Here is a 23867-nt window from a genome sequence, read left to right on the forward strand (position 1 = left end):
ACGCCCATGATGATGAAGGACGGCATGGCGCGCCCCACCGGGCGCGACGTCCTGGGCTGGGTCAACCGCGGCGAAGTGCTGATGGCCGTCGGCGTGATCGGCGTGATCATGCTGCTGATCCTGCCGGTCCCGAAGATGCTTCTGGACCTGCTGCTGGCGATCTCGCTGGTGTCCAGCGTGCTGATCCTGATGACGGCCGTGATGATGAAGCGGCCGCTGGACTTCGCCATCTTCCCGACCGTGCTGCTGGTCTCGACCCTGTTCCGCCTTGGCCTGAACCTGGCTTCGACGCGCCTGATCCTGACCCACGGCCAGGAAGGCCACGACGCGGCGGGTCAGGTCATCAACGCCTTCGGCCAGCTGATGATGGGCGGCAACTTCATCATCGGGGTGATCATCTTCGCCATCATCCTGGTGGTGAACTTCGTCGTCATCACCAAGGGTTCGACCCGGATCGCCGAGGTCTCGGCCCGCTTCACCCTGGACTCCATGCCGGGCAAGCAGATGGCGATCGACGCCGATCTGTCGTCGGGCCTGATCACCGAGGATCAGGCCAAGCTGCGCCGCAAGGAGCTGGAGCAGGAATCGACCTTCTTCGGCGCCATGGACGGCGCGTCCAAGTTCGTGCGCGGCGACGCCGTGGCCGGTCTGATCATCACCTTCATCAACGCCATCGGCGGCGTCCTGATCGGAACCCTGACACACGGCATGCCGGCGATGGAGGCCGCCAACACCTATGTGCAGCTGACCATCGGCGACGGTCTGGTGACGCAGGTGCCGGCCATCATCATCTCGATCGCCGCCGGCTTCCTGGTGTCCAAGGCGGGCGTCGAGGGTACGGCGGACAAGGCCATGGTGACCCAGCTGGCCACCAACCCGGTGTCGCTGGGCGTTGTGTCCGGCGCCGCCGGCCTGATCGGCCTGATCCCCGGCATGCCGCTGATCCCCTTCGCCGCCCTGGCCATCGGTTCGGGCTTCATGGCCTGGAAACTGGGACGCAGCCGGCTGAAGCCGCAGCCGACGGAGGACGAGATCGCCGCCGCAGCGGCCAAGCCCAAGGAGGAGGTCGAAGAGCCGATCTCCAGCATCCTGACCATCGACGAGGTGAAGATCGAGCTGGGCTATTCGTTGCTCAGCCTGATCAATGATCTGGAGGGGCGTCGCCTGACCGACCAGATCAAGGCCCTGCGCCGGTCGCTGGCCCAGGAATACGGCTTCGTCATCCCGCAGGTGCGCATCCTCGACAATATGCGCCTGCCGACCCAGGGCTACGCCATCCGCATCAAGGAGATGGACGCCGGCGCAGGCGAAGTGCGTCTGGGCCATCTGATGGCGATGGACCCCGCCGGCCGCCAGGTGGAGCTGCCGGGCGAACACATGCGCGAGCCCGCCTTCGGCCTGCCGGCCACCTGGATCAACGAGAACCTGCGCGAGGAAGCGACCTTCCACGGCTACACCCTGGTCGATCCCTCGACGGTGCTGACGACCCACCTGACGGAGATCCTGAAGGAAAACATGGCCGACCTGCTGTCCTACAGCGAGGTGCAGAAGCTGCTGAAGGAACTGGGGGTCGAGGAGAAGAAGCTGGTCGAGGAACTGATCCCCAGCGTCGTCACCGTCACCACCCTGCAGCGCGTGCTGCAGGCCCTGCTGCGCGAAAAGGTCTCGATCCGCGACCTGCCGGCGATCCTGGAGGGCCTGGCCGAGGCGGCGCCCCACAGCACGAGCGTCACCACCCTGGTCGAACACGTCCGCGCCCGCCTGGCCCGCCAGCTGTGCTGGCAGCACCAGGGCGGCGACGGCGCCCTGCCCATTGTCACCCTGTCGCCGGAGTGGGAGAGCGCCTTCGCCGAGAGCCTGGTCGGCGGCGGCGAGGACAAGCAACTGGCCATGGCGCCGTCACGGCTTCAGGACTTCATCCGATCCGTGCGCGAGACCTTCGAACGGATCGCCATGTCAGGCGAAAATCCCGTCCTGCTGACCGGACCCCAGACCCGCCCCTATGTCCGCTCGATCATCGAGCGCTTCCGCGGGCAGACGGTGGTGATGAGTCAGAACGAGATCCACCCGCGCGCCAAGCTGCGCACCCTGGGGCAGGTTTAGACCAGACTGGATCGCGGCCTAGTTCGCCACCGTCCAGCCGCCGGCGGAGGCGTTGCGTGCGACGTCGTTGACGGGGCGGGCGACCAGACCCGACTGGGTGATCCAGACCTCGTAACGGGCGCCGTCGGCCATCGGCATATAGGCGGCCGAGCCGTACAGGGTGTCCGCAGCATCCACATAGCGCCGGTAGCGGCGGATGGCGTCCCAGGCCTCGACCTTGAAGGGGACGGCGCCGTTGCGGGCGTTGGCTTCGGCCGCCGCCAGGTCATAGGCGCTGCGTTCGCCGTGCAACTCCTGTTCGATGGCTCGATACCGGCCGGACAACCGGTCCAGCCGGTATTGCGCATCCAGCCCCAGAACATTGGCCCAAGGCTTCCACTTCAGGACCTGGGCCTCGATCCGCCAGTCGTCGCCGTGAACCGGATAGAGGGCGCCCGCAGCGGCGGCCTGGCCCTCGCGCGGGGGCTGGACCAGGTTGATCTCGTAATACTGCGGCCCGATCTGGCGCAGGGTCAGGGTGGCGACCGGACGCTCGTAGGTGAGGCGGGCGTAGGTCTGAATATTCATGCCGAACAGGGCGGCCAGGCAGGCGGCCCAGAGAATGGCCCCGCCGAAGACTGCGCCCAGGCCCCCGCTCAGAGGCTTGCCGCCGAACAGGGCCCGCAAGCCCCGGATCAGCAGAACCAGCCCGATCAGCGCCACCGCCGTCGGCAAAATCCACCACCACCCGATCATCGTCCCGTCCCCGATTAAGCCCTGCCCCCGCAAGGTCATGCCGGGCCATATTAACCACAAGCCGCGAAAAGCCCGCAGGTTTCGTGCAACAGGCGTTTGACGCACGCCCCGGCGCCGCTAATGCTCCGTGGCATGACACCTCGACAAAGCCAGAACTGGTCGCGTTTCAGCACCTTCCTGCGGACGCCGTCGCTTGTGCGATCCGTCTCGGGTTTGCTGATCCTGGCCTTCGTCCTGCTGCTTACGGTGAATATCTCGACCTTCGTCATGATCCGGCGCACCGCGACGGTGAACGACACGATCGAACATGCACAGCAGATGCGGCGGGCGTCGCGCACCGTCCTGATCTCCATGCTGGACGCCGAGACGGCGCAGCGCGGCTTTCTGCTGACCGGACGGAGCGACTTCCTGCAGCCCTTCGAGGCCGCAAGGGCGGAGCGGGAGCCGGCCCTCAGCTTTCTGGAGCAGGGCGTGGTCGGCGACCCTGTCCTGGAGGAGCCGGTGGCGCGCATACGACGCCTGGCGGACGCCAAGCTTCAAGAAATGGAGGGCACGCTGGCCCTGGCGCGCGCGGGTCGCATAGGGCAGGCGATCCAGTCCGTGCGCTCCGGCGAAGGCAAGCGCTACATGGACGAACTGCGCGTGGCCATCGACGACTTCGACGCCCTCAAGTCCGCCCGCATCGCCGACCGCACCCATGCCTCCGAGCGATCCGCCTTCGTCACGGTGTTGATGAACGCCATGACCGGCCTTCTGGTGCTGATTCTGGCCCTGCTGTCGGCCTGGATGGTGCGTCGCTACGTCGGCGAGATCCAGAGGGCGCGCGAGGAACTGGATGCGGTGAACGCCGGCCTGGAGGACACGGTCCGCGACCGCACCGCCGCCCTGACCCGCGCCAACGACGAGATCCAGCGGTTCGCCTATATCGTCAGCCACGATCTGCGCGCGCCCCTGGTCAATGTCATGGGTTACACCTCCGAACTGGAGCAGGCCGGCAAGGTGATCGATGCGGCGATCCGCGAGGCGGAGGCCGAAGGCCCGGTCAGCGCCGACGTCGTCACGGCCGTGCGCGAGGACATGCCGGAGGCCCTGGGCTTCATCCGGGCCTCCACGGAAAAGATGGACCGGCTGATCAACGCCATCCTGAAACTGTCGCGCGAGGGGCGGCGCAATCTGGCGCCGGAGCGGCTGGACATGACCGCCATGGCCCAGAACATCGCCGACAGCGTCCACCATCAGACCGAGGCCTCCGGCGCACGGATCGTCGTCGAAAGCCTGCCGCCGATCGAGAGCGACCGTCTGTCGATGGAACAGATCCTGGGCAATCTGATCGACAACGCCGTCAAATATCTGGACGCCGGCCGGCCGGGCGAGATCGTCGTCTCGGGCGAAGAGGTCCCCGGCGGCTGGATCGTCTATCGGGTCGCCGACAATGGACGCGGCGTCGCGCCCAGGGACCATGAACGAATCTTCGAACTGTTCCGTCGTTCGGGCAAGCAGGACCGCGCCGGGGAGGGACTGGGCCTGGCCTTCGTGCGCAACAGCGTGCGCAGGATCGGCGGGGTCATCGATCTGGAGTCCGAGCTTGGCAAGGGCTCGACTTTCCTTCTGAAATTCCCCAAACGACTGATCCTGTCGGAACCCGGAGGCGTGCTGTGACGCAACCCGTCAAAATCATCATGGTCGAAGACGACCACGGTCATGCCAAACTGATCGAGAAGAATATTCGCCGTGCGAATATCAGCAACGAGATCAAGCATTTCGACGAGGGCGGCGGGGCGCTCGACTATCTGTTCAGTGCGGAAATCCTGGCCAACGGCCCGCTGCTGATCCTGCTGGACCTGAACCTGCCGGATATGTCGGGCACCGACATTCTGGAGAAGGTGAAATCCGACGACCGACTGAAGCGCGCGCCCGTCGTGGTTCTGACGACCACGGACGACAAGGTCGAGATCCAGCGCTGCTACGACCTGGGCTGCAACGTCTACATCACCAAGCCGGTCGATTATGAATCCTTCGCCGGCGCGATCCGCCAACTGGGTCTGTTCCTGTCGGTGATGCAGGCCCCGGAGATCGAGTGACCGCAATCTCCGGCGCCATTCGACTGCTCTATATCGACGATGACCGCGGGCTGGCGCGGCTGGTCGAGAAGGAGTTGAGCCGCCACGGCTTCGCCGTCACCTGCGCGCCCGATGGTGACGCCGGGCTGGCGCTGCTTGCGGCCCATGAATACGACGTCTGCGCCCTGGACCACTATATGCCCAGCCGCGACGGGCTGGACGTTCTGCCGGACATCCTGACCCTGAACGCGCCGCCTCCGGTCGTTTACGTGACCGGCGCCCAGGAGGGCCGGATCGCTGTGGCCGCCCTGCGTGCGGGCGCTGCGGACTATGTCATCAAGGACGTGTCGGAAGACTTCACCTCCCTGTTGCGGTCGGCCCTGGAAGACGCCGTGCTGCGTCGCCGGCTGCAGCGTGAGAACGACATCGCGCAGGAGGAAGTCCGTCTGGCCCGTGACCGGGCCGAGGCCATGTTGCGCGAGGTCAATCACCGGGTCGGCAATTCGCTGCAACTGGTGTCCAGCTTCATGTCCCTGCAGATGCGCCAGATCACCGACGAGGGCGCGCGCGAGGCCTTGCGGGAATGCCAGGCGCGGATCGAGGCCGTGGCCCACGTCCATCGCCGCCTCTACACTTCGGGCGACATGAGCCGGGTGGCCATGGATGAATATCTCGAAGGCCTGATGCACGAACTGTCCAAGTCCGTCGGTCCGGGCGAAGGCTCGCCGCGCCTGGTCGTGGACGCCGCGCCGATGTGGGTGACGACGGATCAGGCCGTGTCCCTCGGCGTCGTCGTCGCCGAACTGGTCACCAACGCCGTGAAATACGCCTATCTGCCGGGGCAGGGCGGCGAAATCCGCATCAAGCTGCAGCCCGAGGGCGAACATCGCGCCATATTGACGGTCGAGGACGACGGTCCGGGCCTGGGCGACGGCGCGCCCAAGGGCACGGGCCTGGGCGGCAAGATCATCTCGGCCATGGCCTCGGGCCTGCGTTCGGCCGTCGAGTTCGACGCCGCCCACAAGGGCGTGCGCGCCCGGCTGGCCTTCGACCTCTAGGGTCAGTTTAGTCATGCTTCAGTTCGGCGTTCGCAATCCTGCAATCGACTACCGCCACCGGGCGACGGCGTTCGGCGTCGTCGAACGCGACGGCCTGATCGCCTGCGTGCGGGTCGAGCGGACGACCGGAGCCTATTTCGACCTGCCCGGCGGGGCCGTGGACGGGGACGAGAGCGAGGTTCAGGCCCTGGTGCGAGAATTCGTCGAGGAGACCGGCCTGGACGTCAAGCCGCTGAACCGCATCGCCGAGGCGGGCCAGTATCACCTGAAGAGCAATGGCGAGCCGTTGTGCAACATCGGCGGTTTCTGGACCGGCGTGGTCACGGGCGAAAATCCTGACGCCAAATGCGAGGACGATCACACTCTGGTCTGGCTGGACCCGACCGTCGCCCTGTCGCGCCTGCGGCACGACGCTCACGCCTGGGCGGTGGCGGTCTGGCTGCGTCGCGCAAGCTGAGCCTTACGGAACAAGCCTCGCGGCCATCCCGTTCTTCCTGCACGTCGCGGCGCTATGACAGCGCCGCTCGAAAAGGAGAATTCCCATGGCTGATCAAGACCGTATTGAAGGCTCCGCCAAGAACATGGGCGGCAAGATCAAGGAAGGCGCGGGCAAGCTGACCGGCGATTCCAAGCTGCAGGCCGAAGGCAAGGCCGATCAGGTCGAGGGCAAGGTCCAGAACGCCGTCGGCGGCGTGAAGGACAGCTTGAAAGACGACAAGTAAGCCTTCCCCCGATCCGTAACCGCCCGAACGCCGTCCGCGAAAGCGGGCGGCGTTTCGGTTTGGGCGGACCCTGTTTTCAGTCGTCCTTGCCGCCCCAAAGACGTAGCGACAGACCCTTGTTTTTGGCCTCATCGACCGGCCGGCACTCGGAGCTGAAACCGCCTTCGACGGGACGGGGGCGACAATCCATTTCCTGCGGGGTGGACGACGCAGCGGGCGTCCGCGACTGCGGCCCGCATTGCAGGCCATAGGGCGATCCGCGCTCCGTCGCCTGCGTCATCTGGCAATCGCCCGCCATGCCGACGGGTCGCAGCGCATCCGGCAAATCCTCACCCAGGGCCAAGGCGAGTTGTCCACGCACCTCGGCCTGACAGTCCTCCAGCGTCCTGGCGCCGCGCAGTTGGGGGCTGCAGCGCGCCCGCTCATAGCCGAAGGGATCCGCCAGGCCCCATTCCGGCACCGTATGTCGGGGCGCCGCGACCGGCGTCTCCGCAGCGGTCTCGGCGGCGGGCGCCTCCCATACGACCGAGGGGGCGGTCTGTTGTATCAACAGCAGGGCGAAGGCGGCGGCGATCATCGGTCAGGCCCTTCGTGATGGGGCGCGTTCGCTTCGAACGCGAAATCTACCTTGTCAGGGCGCGCATCGCCTTGTCGAGGCCTTCCAGCGTCAGGGGGAACATCCGCTCGTCCATCACCTCGCGCAGCAGGCCGACCGAGGCGGTGTAGCTCCAGTATCGTTCCTGCACCGGGTTCAGCCAGATCGACTTTTCCCACTGTTGACGGGCGCGTTTCATCCAGACCGCGCCGGCCTCCTCGTTCCAGTGCTCGACCGAGCCGCCCGGCATGGTGATCTCATAGGGCGACATGGTCGCGTCGCCGACAAAGATGGCCCGCCAGTCCCCAGGATACTTGTGCAGCAGGTCCCAGGTCGGGATCCGCTCGGTGTGACGCCGCCGGTTGTCCTTCCAGACGCCTTCGTACAGGCAGTTGTGGAAGTAGAAGAACTCCAGGTTCTTGAACTCGGTCCGGGCCGCCGAGAACAGCTCCTCCACCAGCTTGATATGGCCGTCCATCGACCCGCCGATGTCCAGGAACAGCAAGACCTTGATCGTGTTGCGCCGCTCGGGCCGCATCTGGATATCCAGCCAGCCCTGGCGCGCCGTGCCGTCGATGGTGCCGTCGATGTCCAGTTCTTCCGCCGCACCCTCGCGCGCGAACCGGCGCAGGCGGCGCAAGGCCACCTTGATGTTGCGGGTGCCCAGTTCGACCGTGTCGTCAAGGTTCCGGAATTCGCGCTTCTCCCACACCTTGACCGCCCGGCCATGCTTGCCCGGCCCGCCGATCCGCACCCCCTCAGGATTATAGCCGCCGTGACCAAAGGGGCTGGTCCCGCCTGTGCCGATCCATTTCGAGCCGCCGGAATGGCGTTCCTTCTGCTCCTCCAGCCGCTGTTTCAGCGTCTCCATCAGCTTGTCGAACCCACCCAGCGCCTCGATCTGCGCCTTCTCCTCGTCGGTCAGGTATTTCGCGTTCAGCAGCCGCAGCCAGTCCTCGGGGATGTCGGTGGTCAGATCCTCGCCCGCGCCGATCGATTCCACGCCCTTGAACACGGTCCCGAACACCTGGTCGAACCGGTCATAGTGTTTCTCGTCCTTGACCAGCACCGCGCGCGACAGGTGATAGAAGGCCTCGATCTCACGCCCCGCCAGATCGCGATCCATGGCCTCCATCAGATGGAGCCATTCCTTCATCGACACCGGAACCTTGGCGTCGCGCAGGGCGGTGAAGAAGGGGAGGAGCATCAGATGTCGCTCAGGCTGCGGAGCGCCTGGTCCAGCTCTGGCAAGCTTACGCTGGCGATCAGCCATAGAACGTCCGGCTTCAGCATCTCATAACTGTGCGCCACACGATTCCGCAGACTGACGATGTCGGGCCAAGGAATGTCTGGCAGGCGCGTCTTTAAGTCGTCGCTCAGGAAGCGTGCGCATTCTCCCGTCCGCAACAGGTTCATGCAGACAGCGTCATAAACCAGCGTCTGACGCATGAAGCCCTCCCCGCCTTCAGACGCGATGTAGAAATTTACACGACCGGCGGCGTCCAGGATTTCCGCGATCAGGTTCGCGTCGGCTTCGTCAGACAAGGATCAGGTCTTTCTCGACCTTCGTTCTGACATAGGGCCGCATGACTTCCCAGGAACAGAACTCGACCGGCGTCTCCAGTCTTTCGGCCAGCAGGCGTTCCGTGGTCAGAAACTCGATGCCCATGGGCCTGGAAGTATCCACCAGCAGGTCCACGTCGCTGTCGGGTCCCGCCTCGTCGCGGGCGTAGCTGCCGAACAGGCGCAGGTTCACGATGCCCTGCTCCTCGAGCCAGGGCTTCAGCTCACGCAGCTTTTCCAGCAGTTCGGCGCGGGTCATGCCCGCACCATAGTCTATCCGCGTCGCAAGATGAACTCGTGGTCGCGCCAGGCGCCGACCGGGTATTCGTATTCGCCCGCCTTCTCGAACCCATAGGCGGCGTACAGACGCTGGGCCTTTTCATTTCCGCTCCAGACGCCGATCCAAAGCGGCCCCTGGGTATGGGCCTCCATCCAGTCCAGCGACAGGGTCAGCAGTTTCGTGCCCACGCCCAGGCCTTGCGCGGCCTTCGACACATAGAGGCGGCGCAACTCCATGTGCTCCGGGCGCGCCTCGGGGTGGGGCAGGCCGTTGGGACCCGCGTTGGCGAAGGCCAGCAGGGCGCCGTCCCGCTCGGCCACCCACCAGGCGCAGCCGGGTTCGGTCAGCTTCTTCAACGTCGGTTCGGGATCGAAACTGGCGTCCAGGAAGGCCTTCAGGTCCATCTCTGGATAGGGGATGGCGAATCCGGTCACGAAGGTGTCGATGAAGGTCCGGCGACCTAGGGCGCCCAGGGGTTCGGCGTCTTCGAGGCGGGCAGGGCGGATCAGAGTCTCGGTCATGATCCGGCTCTACAATGGGGCGAGGCGCGCGTCACCGCCGACAGGCGGCGCGCAGACATGTTCGGGCAAGGTTGTGTCCGCGCTCGAGGGCGGTTACCACCTTGAAGGACTAGGCCGCTCCGCGGTCGCACACGTCGCCGCGCTCGGGGAGGAATAGGACGTTTAAAGCCTTGAAACTTAAGGGCCGTCCGATCGCCATGTCATCCCCCGCCCTGTCCCTCGATTCGACCGATCAGCCTGCGCCGCAGGCCGCAGGATCGACTGAGTCCGGCGCTGTAACGGCTCTGCGGCCGGGCGCCATCACCCTGACGCGCCACGGCGAGCCGGCCCTGTCGCGCAAATGCCTGATCACCGCGCGTCAGTACGGCGACTGGTGGGCCAAATACGAGATCGGCGGCCTGCTGGCCGGCCAGACTCCGCCGCCCGAACTGGTCGCCACCGCCCAGGGCGCCGGCGCCATCTACGCCTCAACCCGCCAGCGCGCCCAGGAGACCGCCGCCGCCGCCGCCGCCGGGCGTGAGGTCATGTCGGACGTCCTGTTCATCGAGGCGCCCCTGCCGCCGCCGCCAATTCCCGACTGGATCAAGCTGTCGCCGAAATGGTGGGGCGTGGTGTCGCGCTTCTGGTGGCACGCCTTCGACCACCACGGCGGCCAGGAAACCCGCGCCGAGGCCGAGGCCCGCGCCGAACAGGCGGCGCGCAAGCTGATCGCCCGCGCCGAAACCGGCCAGGACGTGCTGGTCTTCGCCCACGGCTATTTCAATCACATGGTCGGCGCCCGTCTGAAGGCCGACGGCTGGAAACTGGTGCATAATCAGGGCTTCAAATACTGGTCCCAGCGCCGCTACGAGAAGCGATAGCCGCATCCACCGTTGATGCAGGCTTCGACCCCCTCTAGGGTCCGCGCCATGACCGATACCGCCGCCGCCATCCCCGCCGACCTCAGCTTCGAAGACGCCCTGCAGCGCCTGGAGACCATCGTGTCACGCCTGGAATCAGGCCAGGCTCCGCTGGAGGAATCCATCGCCCTGTACGAAGAGGGCGCCAAGCTGAAGGCCCATTGCGAGGCCCGTCTGAAGGCGGCCCAGCTGCGCGTCGAGAAGATCGTCGTTGGACCGGACGGCCAGGCCAAGGGCGTCGAGGCGGCGTCGTTCGAATGACGCCGACCATCGCCTTCGACGACTTCATGAAGGTCGATATTCGCGTCGGCCGGATCGTCAAGGCCGAGCCGTTTCCTGAGGCGCGCAAGCCGGCGTTCAAGCTCCAGATCGATTTCGGCCCCGAGATCGGCGTCAAGAAATCCTCGGCCCAGATCACCCGCCACTACACGTTGGAAGAACTGGAAGGCCGCAAGGTCGCCGCCGTCGTCAACTTTCCGCCGCGCCAGATCGGGCCGGTGAAGTCCGAGGTTCTGACCCTCGGCTTTCCCGATGCGGACGGCGAGGTGGTGCTGGTCGGGGTGGACCGCGACCTGCCGCTGGGCGGGCGACTGTTTTGACCCCTATGCTCGCCGCCAATTCGCCCGAACAGGCCGTGATCGACCGGGTGGCCGAGGTCGCAGATCTGGTCACGGTCGCGCTGGACCAGTTGTTGCCGCGCGCCGACGGACCGGAAGCCCGCCTGACCGAGGCCATGCGTTACGCGGCCCTGGGCCCCGGCAAACGGCTGCGCCCCTTCTTCGCGCTTGAGGCCGCGCGCCTGTTCAATATCGACGAACGGTCGGTGCTGCGCGCCGCCTGCGCCCTGGAATGCGTCCACGCCTACAGCCTGGTGCACGACGACCTGCCGTGCATGGACGACGATGACATGCGGCGTGGGCGCCCAACGGTCCACCGCGCCTATGACGAGGCCACGGCGGTCCTGGCCGGCGACGCGCTTCAGACGGCGGCCTTCGACATCATCCTGCACGAAGACACCCACGAGGACGCGGTCGTGCGGTGCGAACTGGCGGCGCGGCTGTCGATGGCCTCGGGCGCGCGGGGCATGGCCGGCGGTCAGATGATCGACCTGCTGGGCGTGCGCGACGATCTGGGCGGCGTCGCCCGGATGCAGCGGCTGAAGACCGGCGCCCTGTTCGCCTACGCCTTCGAGATTCCGCTGATCATCGCCGAGGCCTCGGCCCAGCACCAGCACGCCCTGATCAGCTTCGCCCACGATGTCGGCCTGGCCTATCAGATCGTCGATGATCTTCTGGATGCGGAAGGTTCGGCCGAAGAAATGGGCAAGGCCGCCGGCGGCAAGGATGCGGCCTTGGGCAAGACCAATTTCGTCACCCTGCTGGGGCTCGAGGCGGCGCGACAGAGGGTCGCGCACCTGTCTGACCAGGCCAGGGCTCACCTGGAGCCGTTCGGGCACGAGGCGGAAATCCTCAAGGCGAGCGTGGACTTTGTGCTAAAGCGCCGGTCCTGATACGAAACATTGATCTCCCCCAGGGGTTGATTGATCAGACTTTCAAGGTTTTCCCGGCTGATGCCCGACACCCCGCTTCTCGACACCGTCAAGTTTCCCGCCGACATGCGGGGCTTCGACATCGCCCAGCTGAAACAGCTGGCGCAAGAAGTGCGGGCCGAGACCATCGACGCCGTCTCGGTCACGGGCGGCCACCTGGGCGCGGGCCTGGGCGTGGTCGAGTTGACTACGGCGCTTCACCATGTGTTCGAGACGCCCAAGGACATCCTGATCTGGGACGTCGGCCACCAGTGCTATCCCCACAAGATCCTGACCGGCCGTCGCGACCGCATCCGCACCCTGCGCCAGCCCGGCGGCCTGTCGGGCTTCACCAAGCGCAGCGAGAGCGAGTACGACCCCTTCGGCGCCGCCCACGCCTCGACCTCGATCAGCGCCGCCCTCGGCTTCGCCGCCGCACGCGACCAGAAGGGCGAGAAGAACAAGGTCGTGGCGGTCATCGGCGACGGCTCCATGTCGGCCGGCATGGCCTATGAGGCGATGAACAACGCCGCCGAGGCGACCAATGGTCAGCTGATGGTCATCCTGAACGACAACGACATGTCCATCGCCCCGCCGGTCGGGGGCATGAGCGCCTATCTGGCCGGTCTGGTGTCCGGCGGCGCCTATCAGAACGTCCGCCGCCTGGGCCGCTCGGTCGCCCAGCACCTGCCGCGCCCGTTCCGCAACGCGGCCAAGAAGGCCGAGGAATACGCCCGCGGCATGGTCACCGGCGGCACCCTGTTCGAGGAGCTGGGCTTCTACTACGTCGGCCCCATCGACGGGCACGACATGGAGAATCTGGTCCCGATCCTGAAGAAGGCGGCGGCCATCGAGGACCGGCCGGTGCTGGTCCATGTCGTGACGCAGAAGGGCAAGGGCTACGCCCCGGCCGAGAGCAGCGCCGACAAACTCCATGCGGTGGTCAAGTTCGACGTGGTCTCGGGCAAACAGGCCAAGTCCGTGTCGAACGCGCCCAGCTACACCAAGGTGTTCGGGACCGAGCTGATCAAGCACGCCGCCCTGGATCCCTCGATCGTGGCCATCACCGCCGCCATGCCCTCGGGCACGGGGCTTGACCTGTTCGGCCAGGCCTTCCCCGACCGCACCTATGACGTCGGCATCGCCGAACAGCACGCCGTCACCTTCGCCGCCGGCCTGGCCGCTGACGGGATGAAGCCGGTCTGCGCCATCTATTCCACCTTCCTTCAGCGCGGCTATGACCAGGTGGTCCATGACGTGGCCATCCAGTCGCTGCCGGTGCGGTTCGCCATGGACCGGGCCGGTCTGGTGGGCGCAGACGGCGCGACCCACGCCGGGTCGTTCGACATCGGCTTCATGGGCGCCTTGCCCGGCATGGTGCTGATGGCCGCCGCCGATGAGGCCGAACTGGCGGGCATGATCTCGACCAGCCTGGCCATCGACGACCGCCCCAGCGCCTTCCGCTATCCGCGCGGCGACGGCGTCGGGGTCGAGATCCCGGAACTGGCAGCCCCGTTCGAGATCGGCCGGGGCCGGATCGTGCGCGAGGGGACGTCGGTCGCCATCCTGTCCCTGGGCACCCGCTTGCAGGAATCGCTGAAGGCCGCCGATCTGCTGGCCGCCCGGGGCGTGTCCGCCACCGTCGCCGACGCCCGCTTCGCCAAGCCGCTGGACGCCGACCTGATCCTGCGCCTGGCGCGGGAGCATGAGGCCCTGATCACGGTGGAGGAGGGGGCCATGGGCGGCTTCGGCGCCTTCGTGCTGCAACTGCTCGCCGAAAAGGGCGCGCTGGATCGCGGTCTCAAGGTCCGCACCCTGAACCTGCCCGACGTCTTCCAGGACCAGGACGCCCCCGCCGCCATGTATGCTCTGGCGGGGCTCAACGCGGACCATATCGCCGCCGCCGCCTTGCGCGCGCTGGGCGTCGAGACGGCGCGGGCCGCCCGGGCCTGAGACCCGCAGCATGACCGCCGGCGTGTCTCCCCGGCCGGTCGGGTCGGCCTTCCTGATCGGTTACGCCGTCGCCTATATCGGCGCCTTTATCGGCGTGGCGCCCCTGCTTCAGGTGCTCGCGCCCCTCCACGCCGAGATGATCGACGGTCAGGCCAAGGGGCCGTTGCTCAGCCAGGCCCTGTTCTGGGGCTGTATGGCCGCCGGGCTCGGCAATATCGTCGGCGGCGCCCTCAGCGACCGGACCCGGTCGCGGCACGGCCGGCGGCGCCCCTGGATCGTGGTCGGCGCGGTGCTGACGGTCGGCAGCTACGCCGCCATCCAGCAGTCCTCGACCCCGCTGGGCCTGGTGCTGGGCCTGGTCGCTTTCCAACTGACCTTCAATATCCTGCTGGCCCCTCTGATCGCCCTGTTCGCGGACCGTGTGCCCGAGAACCGGCGCAGCGCCATGTCCGCGGTCATGGGCATGGGCTATCCGCTGGCCGCCATGATCGGTTCGGTCGTGATGGCCTGGGGGCCGCAGGGCGAGGTCGCGCGGTTCGCGACCCTGGCCGCCGTGGTCCTGGCGGCGACCGTGCCCTTCGCCCTGCTGTCGCGCGAGGATCCGGCGCCCGTCGACCGGGTGCGGGCGCCCTTGTCAGGGTTTTCTCTGCCCAGCCTGCTGCACCCCTTCGCCGTTCGCGACTTCACCCTGGCTTGGACCTATCGGTTCCTGGTGGTGACCGGCTATTCGCTGGTGGCCTTCTATCTGCTCTTCTACATCGCCGACGCCATCGGCTTTCCGATCCTGTTTCCCGGCCGCTCGGCCGAGGCCGGCCATTCGCTGCTGACCGCCATCGCCGTCGTGGGCGTGGTCGGGGTCAGCACCGTCGTCGCCATGGGCGGCTCTCGGATCACGCGGCGCAAGCCGCTCGCCATCGCCGGCGGGGTGCTGCTGGCCATCGCGGCGGCTGTGCTGGCGACCACGCAGGACTGGACCACCGTGGTCGTCGCCTTCGCCCTCTATGGCGTGGGCCAGGGCTGCTATGGCGCGATCGACATCGCCCTGATGACCGATGTCCTGCCCTCGGTCGAGGACCGGGGCAAGGACCTGGGCCTGATCAATCTGGCCGTGACACTGCCCCAGGCGATCGCGCCCCTGATCGCCCTGGTCCTGCTGGAGAACCTGGGTCTGGACTTCCGCAGCCTGTTCCTGGCCGCCGCCGCCTGTTTCGGCGGGGCGACCCTGGCGGTGGCCTCGATCAGGCGGGTTCGGTGACGTCTTCCAGCGGACCCAGACCGGTCGCGGTCTGAGCCAACCGATAGCGTTTCACCGTCTTGTTCTGATACGGCTTGGCCAGGATGGTCGAGACGGCGCGCAGTTCGCCCACCGCCTGATCCCGGTCCAGGGTCAGCAGGACATAGCCCTTGGACGCCTGGTCGCAGAACTTGACCTCGGGATTGGCGGCTTCCAGCGCCAGGCCCAGCGGCAGGCCGCCGACCATGTCGCCGGGAGACGGACTGGAGATGGCCGAGGTCCCGAACTCGACCGCACGACGCTGGCCGCCGTTGTCATACAGTTCGTTGACCCAGAAGGCGTGGCTGTCGCCGGCCAGGACGATCGGCTCGACGCCCGCCTGTTTCATCGTCTCGTACAGACGCTCGCGACCGGCCGGATAACCGTCCCAGCTGTCCAGGTTGAACGGCAGGCCCAGCTTGAACAGCTGGATCGCGGCCTCGACCTGGGGCTGGATATCGGCGGGCAGGCTGGCGATCATCTGCGCCACCTGGGCGGGCGGCAGCATCTGTTCGATGTTCGGGCCCTTGACCCGGGCCATGACGACCTGGTTGCCCAGGATCTGCCACGGACGACCGGCGGCCTTGGACTGGCTCATGGCCTCGCCCAGCCAGCGGCGTTGACCCTCGCCCAGCAGGTCGCGCGACGGCTCCTGACGCTGGGCCTCGAAGGCGGCGATGTCCGGGCGGCCGTCGGCGGTCTTGGGGATGTTGGCGAAGTCCATCTGTTCGGCGCGGGCCGTCAGACGGGTTTCGACCATGTGCAGGCTGGCCAGATCGCCGAAGTGGAAGCTGCGGTTGATCGCTTCCTTCATCGCGCCGGCCTTGGCCTCGCGGATCGGCATCCATTCGTAATAGGCGCGCAGGGCCGCCGCCTTGCGCGTGGCGAAGTCGCCTTCGGTCGCCGGCTGATGGTTCTCGGCCCCCATCATCCAGACGTCGTTGGCGACCTCGTGGTCGTCCCAGACGCAGATGAAGGCGGCGCGGGCGTGGGCGGCCTGCAGATCGGGATCGGTCTTGTATTGGGCGTGGCGCGTCCGATAGTCGGCCAGGCTGATGATTTCGTGGGGCGGCAGGGGCGCCCGGTTCAGCGGCGCGCCCGTCGCCATGCCGTAGTCGCCCGGCGCCGCGCCGTATTCGTAGATGTAGTCGCCCAGGTGAACGACGGCGTCCAACCGGTCCAGCTGCGAGATGGCCTCATAGGCGTTGAACAGGCCGCCCGGATAGAGCTGGCAAGACACCACGGCCAGGTTGACCTGCGGCGTCGCGCCCTGGGGCAGGGTGCGGACCCGACCCGCCGGCGAGGTCACGCCATTGGCGATGAAGCGATAGAAATACTCCCGACCCGGCTCCAGGCCGCGACCGTTCAGGTCGTGCTTGACGGTGAAGTCGCGCTCGGCCCGGGCGGTCAGGTCGGTAAAGCGACGCACCATGTCGGTGAAGTCGGCGTCCCTGGCCACTTCAAGAACCACCGCAATCTCCCCGACCGACGGATCGGCCGGGGTGACGCGGGTCCAGAAGACCGCGGAATGCTGATCCGGATCGCCGCTGGCCACCCCGTGAAGGAAGGCGACCTGACCGGCATGGGCGGTCTGGGCGACGGCGGGCGTCGCCGCCCCCGCGCCGATCAGTCCCAGAAGGCTGCGGCGATCCAGATTCATCGTTCGATCCTCAGAGTTTCAGTTTGAACACCAGGCCGTACGCCGCCGGGCGACCGGCGATGAAGGTCGGCATGCCCAGGGCGTCGCCGGTGTTGCCGGCGTCCTTGATGTATTCCTCGTCGAGAATGTTCTCGCCGAAGGCTTCCACGCCCCAGTTCGTCGAGTCCGGGGTGTAGCGGATACGCAGGTTCAACAGACCGTAGGCGTCCTGATATTCGTCCTGGATCAGGTCGGCGACGAAGGCTCCGCTCGCCACAGTTTGCAGGTCGGGGCGGTCGTTGTCGTCCTCGAAGAAGACCTTGGACTGCCAGGTGTAGGTCGGCTGGACCTCGATCTCGCCGCCGGTCACCGGCAGGCGCCAGGTCGCGCCGATCGACGCGGCGTTGTCCGGCGACAGCCGGAACTTGTTGCCGTCGTAGATGCCGTTCTCGAAGCGCGAGTGGTTGTAGGCGTAGGTGGCGAACAGGTCGAGCATCGAGGCCACGGCGAAGTTGGCCTGGCCCTCGAAGCCGTAGGACTTGGCTTCGCCGGCGTTGGTGGTGATGAACTGCGTGCCTTGCTGGATCGTCGTCTGGAAGTTTTCGTAGTTGTACATGAAGACCGCGCCGTCCACGCGCAGGCGCCCGTCCAGCAGGGCCGATTTGGCGCCGATCTCGTAGCTGTCGACCGTTTCCGCATCGACCGGGCTGAAGCGCGCCGCGCCGCCGGGGGCGGACGGACCCGAGGCGCTGATCACTTCCGGACGCCGACCCCGTGCATAGTTGGCGTAGACATTGGTGTCGTCGGTCAGTTCGTAGCGGGCCGTGACCCGCCAGGTGACGCCGTCGTCCTCCGAGTCATAGTAGGAGAAATCGCCGTTGTTGGCCGTCGGCTGCGATGTCAGGCCGAACAGCGGGAAGACGCTGGCGGGCAGGTTGGCGAAGGCCGGATTGGCCATGGCGGCCAGGAAGGCCGGCACCTGGGCCGCCGGGATCGCGCCGGCCTGGATCGCCAGCAGGGCGCCGAGGGCCGACCGGCTATCGACCGAGCTGGCATAGCCGGTGGTCTTGTCGTCGCGGGTGTAGCGGACGCCAGCCGACATTTCGAACTTGTCGGTGAAGGCGTAGGTGGCGTCGGCGAAGACGTCATAGGACGTCAGTTCCGAGCTGTTGGTCGAGGTCTCGATATGGTTCGAGTCGAGATTGGCGGTGATCGGAGCAGCGTAGGCGCCGGCGCCCAACGGCGTCAGCATAGAGGTCAGCACGTTGCGCGCCACCGTCGGATAGACCGACAGCGGCAGGGTGTTGTCGCCGACCGCCGTCGGCGATCCGTCCAGCAGCCCGGCCAGTTGTGCCAGAACCAGACGTTCGTCGAACTGGGCCGGGGCGCGCTGGTAGCCTTCCTCGTGGAACCAGCCGGCGCCGACGAAGCCCGTCAGGCGACCGCCGTTGTCGAAGCCCAGGCGCAGGTCCTGGCTCCATTGTTCGCCATGGGTCTCTTCCGCCGCCGTCAGGATGGGCAGGGAGACGCCGTCCGCGTCGAAGGTCTCGTAGTTGTCGAACTCGCGATAGGCGGTGGTCGAGTTCAGGGTCCAGGCCGAATTCAGATTGATCCGGGCCAGACCCGTCACGCCCCAGACTTCGCGGCTCAGGCCCAGCGTCTTGCCGCCGTCGAAATCGCCGCCCGGCGTCAGGGCCGCGCCCTCCCAGGGCTCCTTGCCGCCCAACACCGCGCCGGTGTTCGGATCGGCCGGTTCGTAGGCGATCGACTTGAACGAGGTGCCCGAGGCGTGGTCGTTCTGATAGTTGCCGATCACGTCGAACCGCATGGCGTCCGACGGCGCCCAGGCGCCCGACAGACGCACGGCCTTGGTCTCGATGGCGTTATAGTCTTCGCCGCCCAGCAGGTTCTCGACCGAACCGCCGCGCGTCTTCAGGCGGGTGGCGAGGCGCAGGCCTCCCGTCTCGCCGACGGGCAGGTTCAGCGCGCCCTCGACCATCCGATAGTCTTCGTTGCCGGCCTCGATATTGGCGTAGGCTTCGGTCTCACCCGGCTGAGCGCGGTTCTGGACCAGGTTGACGGCGCCGATCAGGGCGCCGCGGCCGTACAGGGTCGATTGCGGACCCTTGGCGATCTCGACGCGCTCCAGGTCGAACAGTTCGACATAGGAGCCGCGCGACTTGGAGATCGACACGCCGTCCTGGAACACCGAGACGCGGGGTTCGGCCGTGGCGGCGCCCGAGTCGGAGGTGATGCCGCGCATCACGAAACCGGGGTTGTTGGGCGACTGGTTCTGCACCAGGAAGCCGGGCACGAAGGCCGACAGCTGTTCGAACTCCTGAATGCCCAGGTCTTCCAGGAACTGGCCGGAATAGGCGGTCAGGGCGAACGGGACCTCAATGGTCTTCTGTGCGCGCAATTGGGCCGTGACGATGATCTCGTCCAGCGTCGCCGGCTCCGCCGACTGGGCCTGGGCCCCGTGCGCCGCCGCCATCACGCCGGTCAGCGCCGCGGCAGCCATAAGCCGCGTCTTGAATTCACTCGCCATCGTTTTTCCCCAAGCTTGGCCTGAACGGCGATCAGTAACCGGCGGTGATGTCGCCGAGGCGACACTGCGAACGCCGATGCATGACGTTGAGGCGGCGGATGAAAGACAATTAAGCCGTGTACGTTTCATTAACCGCCCAGGCCGCGACGACAGCGGCGTCGGGCGTTTGGCCGAGCGGGTCCGGACGACGGATCAGGTCGTCGGCGGCGCCGTGGAGCCTCTGGGGGCGAAGCCGAAATCGACCATGCTCTGCCGGGGCAGTTCGGCGTCGCCGGCCGTGGAGCGGATCAGCAGTTCGGCGGCGACCGCGCTCATTTCGGCGATAGGCTGAATGACGGCGGTCATGTCGGCGAACCGGGCCAGGGGCGTGTTGTCGAAGCTGATGACCGACAGGTCGGCAGGGACCGCCAGGCCGTTCCGTCTGGCCGTGCGCAGGGCCGCGTGGGCCATGCGGTCGTTGCTGGCCAGAACGGCGGTGGGCCGCGACGGCAGGGCCAGCAGGGTCTCCATGGCGGCGACGCCGGACTCGTAGGAAAAATCGCCGCGCGCGACCAGCGTCTCGTCCAGGCCGTGCGCCGAGGCCGACATGGCGCGGCGATACCCCTCCAGCCGCGCCCCGCTGACCGCATATTCCTCGCTGCCGGTTATGAAGCCGATGCGGACATGGCCCAGGCCCAGCAAATGGTCGGTCGCAAAGGCGGCCGCCTTGGCGTCGTCCATCGACACCGCGAATCCGTCCCCTTCTGCGATCGAGGCGATCCGGGCGAAGGGCAGGCCCAGCTGGCTCAGCAGGCCGGTGATGGCCGGGTTCTCAGAGTGGGGAGGGGTCAGGATGACGCCGTCGGGGTGCAGGGCGGCGATGGCCCCGCGCACCGCCGCATCGACGTGGTCCGAATGGGTGTCGACCAGTTCGAAGATCATCCGATAGCCGTGGGCCTCGCACTTCAGCATGCCGCCCATCAGCATCTGATCGACCCAGTCGGTGCCCTCGCCGGACTTCCAGCCCTCGATGGTCCGGTCTCGGTCGTTCAGCGCCATCAGCAGATAGGAGCGTGATCCCCCCATTCGCCGCGCCGCCAGACTGGGAACATAGCCCAGCTTGGCCACGGCGGCGCGTACACGCTCCTGCACAACCGGTCGAACATTCGGCTCGTTGTTGATGACCCGCGACACGGTCTGCAGCGAAACGCCCGCCTCGGCGGCGACGTGTTTGATGGTGACGGCGCGACGCAAACTCTGATCCCTTATCCCCTGCGCCATTGTGTCAGCCTTGGCCGCGCGAAGGCAAGCACGCCGGTATCAGGCCGGCACGGCCAATGGGGCGGGCAGGTCCACCGACGGGGCTGGACAATGGGTGTCGATGAAGGCCTGATGCGTCGGCAGGTCGGCGACGAAGGCGTTCAGAATATTGGCGGCGCGGTCCATCTCGTCGGTCAGGCCGGTGGAATCGATCCGGTCCACCAGCGGCGGATAGGACCGGGGCCTCACTCCCATGCCGTCCATCACCGCATACCAGCTGACATTGCGGAACAACGGGTCCAGCGCCTCGACAAGGCTGCCGTTGGCGCGGAAGACCTCCAGCTTGTGCTGCAGCCCTTCGGGCAGGACCATGTCGCGGCATTGCCGCCAGAAGGCCGTGTCGTCCCGCCGCGTCAGGGCGTAGTGCAGGATGATGAAATCGCGAATCTCCTCGTAATCCACCGTCATCCGCCGATTGTACTCGGCCGCCAGGTTCGGATCGCAGTCCAGGTCCGGCATCAGGCGGAACAGGAAGTCCATGCCGCGATAGATCAGGTGGATGGCCGTCGATTCCAGCGGTTCGATAAACCCGCTCGCCAGACCCAGCGACAGGACGTTCTTGTCCCAGATCTTCTCGCGCACTCCGGTCTTGAACGGCACCACCATCGGATTGACCACCGGCCGCCCTTCGACCTGCGCCAACAGGCGCGCCGTCGCCTCGTCGTCCGACATGTAGCGGCTGCAGAAGACATGGCCGTTGCCGGTGCGGTGCTGCAACGGGATGCGCCAGCGCCAGCCGCAGTCCTGAGCCTGAGCCAGGGTATAGGGTGTGGGCGGCCCCACATTCTCGGTCTGGACGGCGATGGCCCGATCGCACATCAGCCATTCGGACCAGTCCGTATAGCCGACGCCAAGGGTCTTGCCGATCAGCAGGGCGCGGAAGCCGGTGCAGTCGATGAAGAAGTCCGCCTCGACCGTCTGGCCCGATTTCAGCTTCAGCCCGCTGACGAAGCCGTCGGGCCGCGTCATCACATCCTCGACGATCCCCTCGGTGCGTTTGACGCCCCGCGCCTCGGCGAAGTCGCGCAGATAACGGGCCACCCGTTTCGCATCGACATGGACGGCGTAGGACGCGCCACCGATCGGGGTGCGCTGGGCCTTGAACGGCAGCATGAAACGCCCTTGGGACGCCATCCGGGCCGCAGCGGCGAAATCCATCAGCGGCCGGTCATAACCGTTCATCCGCGCCTTCAGCCAGACCGGATAGAAGTCGCTGATATCCACCGGAACCCCAACGGCGCCGAACGGGTGGAAATAGCTCTCGCCCTTCTGCGTCCAGTCCTCGAACTGGATGCCCAGCTTGAAACTGGCCTGGGTCTTCTGGATGAAGTCGCGCTCGTCGATGCCCAGCCGCTTCAGCATTTCCAGAAAGGGCGGCACGGTGGACTCGCCGACGCCGATCGTGCCGATGTCGTCGGACTCGACCAGTTCGATCTCGGCCATCCGCCCCTTGAAATGTTCGGCCATCAGGGCGGCGGCGACCCAGCCGGCGGTGCCCCCGCCGACAATGCAGATCTTCTTCAGGGGGCGGCGGGGCTGGTCCATGTCGGGTCTCATGCGGCGGAGGCGGCAGGGTCTAGCCCCGCCAGGAATTGGGCGTGTTCGGGGGTGCGGGCGACCAGATCGGCGATATTGGCGCGCATCTCGGCCAGGCTGCGCGCCAGATAGGCCGGGTCCATGGCGTCCACGGCGGGATCATGATGGTCGGGGTACAGGCCGAAGCCGTCATAGATGGCCAGCCAGCTGGCCGGGTGGAACATTTCCCACCGATAGCGGACGAACTGGCCCCGCGCGGTCCACAGGGCGATCTTGCGCTCCAGCGTCTCGGGGACCGGCATCTCGCGACAGTCGCGCCAGAAGTCCGTGTCGGTCCGCCGGTTCAGCTTGTAGTGCAGGATGATGAAGTCGCGGACCCGCTCCATCTCGCGCGCGGTCTGGTCGTTGAACTCGTCCAGGATCGGCTGGGCGAAGCGGCGGTCGGGGAACAGGGCTTTCAGCCGTTCGATCCCGGTCTCGATCAGGGCGATACTGGTGCTCTCCAGTGGCTCCAGGAAGCCGGACGACAGACCTATGGCGACGCAGTTCTTGGCCCACGCCTGCGATCGCCGACCGGGGCGGAAGGGAATGCGGCGCGGCTCCGTCAGCGGATCGCCCAGCAGGTGTGGCATAAGCTCGGCCAGGGCCTGATCGTCGCTCAGATGGGCGCTGGAGAAGACCAGTCCGTTGCCCGCCCGGTGTCGCAGCGGGATCCCCCACTGCCAGCCGGCCGATCGGGCGGTGACGCGGGTGAAGGGCGCCGGCGCGTCGCCGGGCCGGTTCTCGCTCTGCACCGCATAGGCGGCGTCGCACGGCAGCCAGCGGCCCCAGTCCTCGAACCCGACGCCCAGCGCCTCGCCGATCACCAGCCCCTTGAAGCCCGAGCAGTCGACGAAAAGATCGCCCTCGACCTCGCGTCCGTCGTCCAGGGTCAAGGCGCGCACGAAACCGTCCTCGGGCCGCAGCTCGACCGAGCGGATGCGGGCGTCGATCCGGGCGCAGCCCCCGGCCTCGGCATAGGCGCGCAGATGCTGGGCGAACAGGCCGGCGTCCAGATGAAGCGCCCAGTCGAACACCGACAACTGCGACGGCGGATGGGGCGAGGGCAGGGTGAACTTGCCGCCCGCGGCCAGCGCCGCCCCCAGCGAATAGGCCGCCAGCGGAGCGGCGTCGCCCGCGCGGCGCTGTTTCAGCCAGTAGTGATGAAAGCCGATCCCTTTGACGTCCTGTCCATACAGGCCGAAGGGATGGATGAAGTCCGAGCCCGGCCCGGACCAGTCCAGAAAACGAATACCCAGTTTGCAGGTCGCCTGGGTCGCGCGCATCACGTCGTCGTCGCGCAGCCCCAACTGGCCATAGAAGCGACGGATGGTGGGAATGGTCGCCTCGCCCACGCCGATCGTGCCGATGTCGGACGACTCGACCACGGTGATCTTCAGCGGCGCAGTGCGGAAATGCTGGACCAGGGCCGCAGCCGTCATCCAGCCGGCGGTGCCGCCGCCGACGATGACGACAGAACGGATGCGAGGATCGTCGATCTCATCCATGGACGAAT

Annotated in this window: 23 protein-coding genes; 12 read left to right on the plus strand and 11 right to left on the minus strand. The window is 66.9% G+C overall.

The annotated features are described in order from the left end of the window. Positions 1 to 6 precede the first annotated feature (6 nt). Positions 7 to 2103 (plus strand): flagellar biosynthesis protein FlhA, encoded by a 2097-nt coding sequence (gene flhA, locus AC1RSI_RS01230; protein WP_035305621.1) that lies wholly within the window; start codon positions 7 to 9, stop codon positions 2101 to 2103. A gap of 18 nt (positions 2104 to 2121) precedes the next feature. Here flhA and AC1RSI_RS01235 read toward each other — a convergent pair whose 3' ends face one another. Then, a complete protein-coding gene (locus tag AC1RSI_RS01235) occupies positions 2122 to 2838 on the minus strand; it encodes a hypothetical protein (protein WP_035305618.1) in 717 nt (238 codons plus the stop codon). A gap of 132 nt (positions 2839 to 2970) precedes the next feature. Between AC1RSI_RS01235 and AC1RSI_RS01240 the strand changes: the two genes are divergently transcribed. From AC1RSI_RS01240 to AC1RSI_RS01260, 5 genes are all read left to right on the plus strand, one after another. After that, on the plus strand, positions 2971 to 4497 hold the full coding sequence (locus AC1RSI_RS01240) for a sensor histidine kinase (RefSeq protein WP_035305615.1): 1527 nt from the start codon (positions 2971 to 2973) through the stop codon (positions 4495 to 4497). 20 nt (positions 4498 to 4517) lie between these two features. Then, on the plus strand, positions 4518 to 4919 hold the full coding sequence (locus AC1RSI_RS01245; protein ID WP_154725764.1) for a response regulator: 402 nt from the start codon (positions 4518 to 4520) through the stop codon (positions 4917 to 4919). Beyond that, positions 4916 to 5956: a sensor histidine kinase gene (locus AC1RSI_RS01250; RefSeq protein WP_154725761.1), complete on the plus strand. Its 1041-nt coding sequence runs from the start codon at positions 4916 to 4918 to the stop codon at positions 5954 to 5956. Before AC1RSI_RS01245 ends, AC1RSI_RS01250 begins: the two co-directional genes overlap by 4 nt. Before the next feature lie 13 nt (positions 5957 to 5969). Further along, positions 5970 to 6413, plus strand: coding sequence for an NUDIX domain-containing protein (locus AC1RSI_RS01255; RefSeq protein WP_008262403.1), 444 nt, complete (start codon positions 5970 to 5972; stop codon positions 6411 to 6413). Positions 6414 to 6498: 85 nt separating this feature from the next. Then, a complete protein-coding gene (locus AC1RSI_RS01260; protein ID WP_035305613.1) occupies positions 6499 to 6678 on the plus strand; it encodes a CsbD family protein in 180 nt (59 codons plus the stop codon). Between the two features lie 76 nt (positions 6679 to 6754). Here the strand turns inward: AC1RSI_RS01260 and AC1RSI_RS01265 are convergent, their stop codons facing one another. Genes AC1RSI_RS01265 through AC1RSI_RS01285 form a run of 5 tightly spaced genes read right to left on the minus strand, consistent with a single transcriptional unit; the run spans position 6755 to position 9637 of the window. Then, entirely contained in the window at positions 6755 to 7255 is a 501-nt protein-coding gene (locus AC1RSI_RS01265) for a hypothetical protein (RefSeq protein WP_154725760.1), read from the minus strand. Positions 7256 to 7301: 46 nt separating this feature from the next. Continuing rightward, the gene (locus AC1RSI_RS01270) at positions 7302 to 8480 is read right to left on the minus strand and encodes a vWA domain-containing protein (protein ID WP_154725759.1); all 1179 of its coding nucleotides are present in this window, start codon (positions 8478 to 8480) and stop codon (positions 7302 to 7304) included. Then, on the minus strand, positions 8480 to 8818 hold the full coding sequence (locus tag AC1RSI_RS01275) for a HepT-like ribonuclease domain-containing protein (RefSeq protein ID WP_154725758.1): 339 nt from the start codon (positions 8816 to 8818) through the stop codon (positions 8480 to 8482). Before AC1RSI_RS01275 ends, AC1RSI_RS01270 begins: the two co-directional genes overlap by 1 nt. Continuing rightward, positions 8811 to 9095 carry a nucleotidyltransferase family protein gene (locus AC1RSI_RS01280; RefSeq protein ID WP_154725757.1) on the minus strand — a complete coding sequence of 95 codons (285 nt, stop codon included), beginning with the start codon at positions 9093 to 9095 and terminating at the stop codon, positions 8811 to 8813. Before AC1RSI_RS01280 ends, AC1RSI_RS01275 begins: the two co-directional genes overlap by 8 nt. A 14-nt stretch (positions 9096 to 9109) precedes the next feature. Beyond that, a complete protein-coding gene (locus tag AC1RSI_RS01285) occupies positions 9110 to 9637 on the minus strand; it encodes a GNAT family N-acetyltransferase (RefSeq protein WP_154725756.1) in 528 nt (175 codons plus the stop codon). A 197-nt stretch (positions 9638 to 9834) separates the two neighbouring features. On the opposite strand from AC1RSI_RS01285, the gene AC1RSI_RS01290 reads away from it, so the two are divergent. Genes AC1RSI_RS01290 through AC1RSI_RS01315 form a run of 6 tightly spaced genes read left to right on the plus strand, consistent with a single transcriptional unit; the run spans position 9835 to position 15272 of the window. Then, on the plus strand, positions 9835 to 10497 hold the full coding sequence (locus AC1RSI_RS01290; protein WP_008258932.1) for a histidine phosphatase family protein: 663 nt from the start codon (positions 9835 to 9837) through the stop codon (positions 10495 to 10497). A gap of 48 nt (positions 10498 to 10545) precedes the next feature. Further along, positions 10546 to 10797, plus strand: coding sequence for an exodeoxyribonuclease VII small subunit (locus AC1RSI_RS01295; protein ID WP_008260204.1), 252 nt, complete (start codon positions 10546 to 10548; stop codon positions 10795 to 10797). Further along, positions 10794 to 11135, plus strand: coding sequence for a tRNA-binding protein (locus AC1RSI_RS01300; protein WP_035305605.1), 342 nt, complete (start codon positions 10794 to 10796; stop codon positions 11133 to 11135). Before AC1RSI_RS01295 ends, AC1RSI_RS01300 begins: the two co-directional genes overlap by 4 nt. Positions 11136 to 11140: 5 nt before the next feature. Then, complete coding sequence (locus AC1RSI_RS01305) at positions 11141 to 12046, plus strand: polyprenyl synthetase family protein (protein ID WP_008261771.1); 906 nt, start codon at positions 11141 to 11143, stop codon at positions 12044 to 12046. A 57-nt stretch (positions 12047 to 12103) separates the two neighbouring features. Next, positions 12104 to 14017, plus strand: coding sequence for a 1-deoxy-D-xylulose-5-phosphate synthase (gene dxs / locus AC1RSI_RS01310; protein ID WP_196066344.1), 1914 nt, complete (start codon positions 12104 to 12106; stop codon positions 14015 to 14017). 10 nt (positions 14018 to 14027) lie between these two features. Further along, positions 14028 to 15272, plus strand: coding sequence for an MFS transporter (locus AC1RSI_RS01315; protein ID WP_196066343.1), 1245 nt, complete (start codon positions 14028 to 14030; stop codon positions 15270 to 15272). Here the strand turns inward: AC1RSI_RS01315 and AC1RSI_RS01320 are convergent. The 5 genes from AC1RSI_RS01320 to AC1RSI_RS01340 all read right to left on the minus strand — a co-directional run bounded on the left by AC1RSI_RS01320 (position 15256) and on the right by AC1RSI_RS01340 (position 23859). Then, positions 15256 to 16950, minus strand: a complete 1695-nt coding sequence (locus tag AC1RSI_RS01320) for an alkaline phosphatase D family protein (protein ID WP_035305594.1) — start codon at positions 16948 to 16950, stop codon at positions 15256 to 15258. The two genes, AC1RSI_RS01315 and AC1RSI_RS01320, sit on opposite strands and share 17 nt — an antisense overlap. 10 nt (positions 16951 to 16960) lie before the next feature. Beyond that, positions 16961 to 19450, minus strand: coding sequence for a TonB-dependent receptor (locus AC1RSI_RS01325; protein WP_419178329.1), 2490 nt, complete (start codon positions 19448 to 19450; stop codon positions 16961 to 16963). 219 nt (positions 19451 to 19669) lie between these two features. Continuing rightward, complete coding sequence (locus tag AC1RSI_RS01330) at positions 19670 to 20710, minus strand: LacI family DNA-binding transcriptional regulator (RefSeq protein ID WP_198004296.1); 1041 nt, start codon at positions 20708 to 20710, stop codon at positions 19670 to 19672. A gap of 66 nt (positions 20711 to 20776) precedes the next feature. Then, entirely contained in the window at positions 20777 to 22321 is a 1545-nt protein-coding gene (locus AC1RSI_RS01335) for a tryptophan halogenase family protein (protein WP_008264259.1), read from the minus strand. Positions 22322 to 22329: 8 nt separating this feature from the next. Next, complete coding sequence (locus tag AC1RSI_RS01340; RefSeq protein WP_008262805.1) at positions 22330 to 23859, minus strand: tryptophan halogenase family protein; 1530 nt, start codon at positions 23857 to 23859, stop codon at positions 22330 to 22332. Positions 23860 to 23867 lie beyond the last annotated feature (8 nt).

The sequence above is a fragment of the Brevundimonas sp. GW821-FHT10E09 genome, from assembly GCF_058809375.1.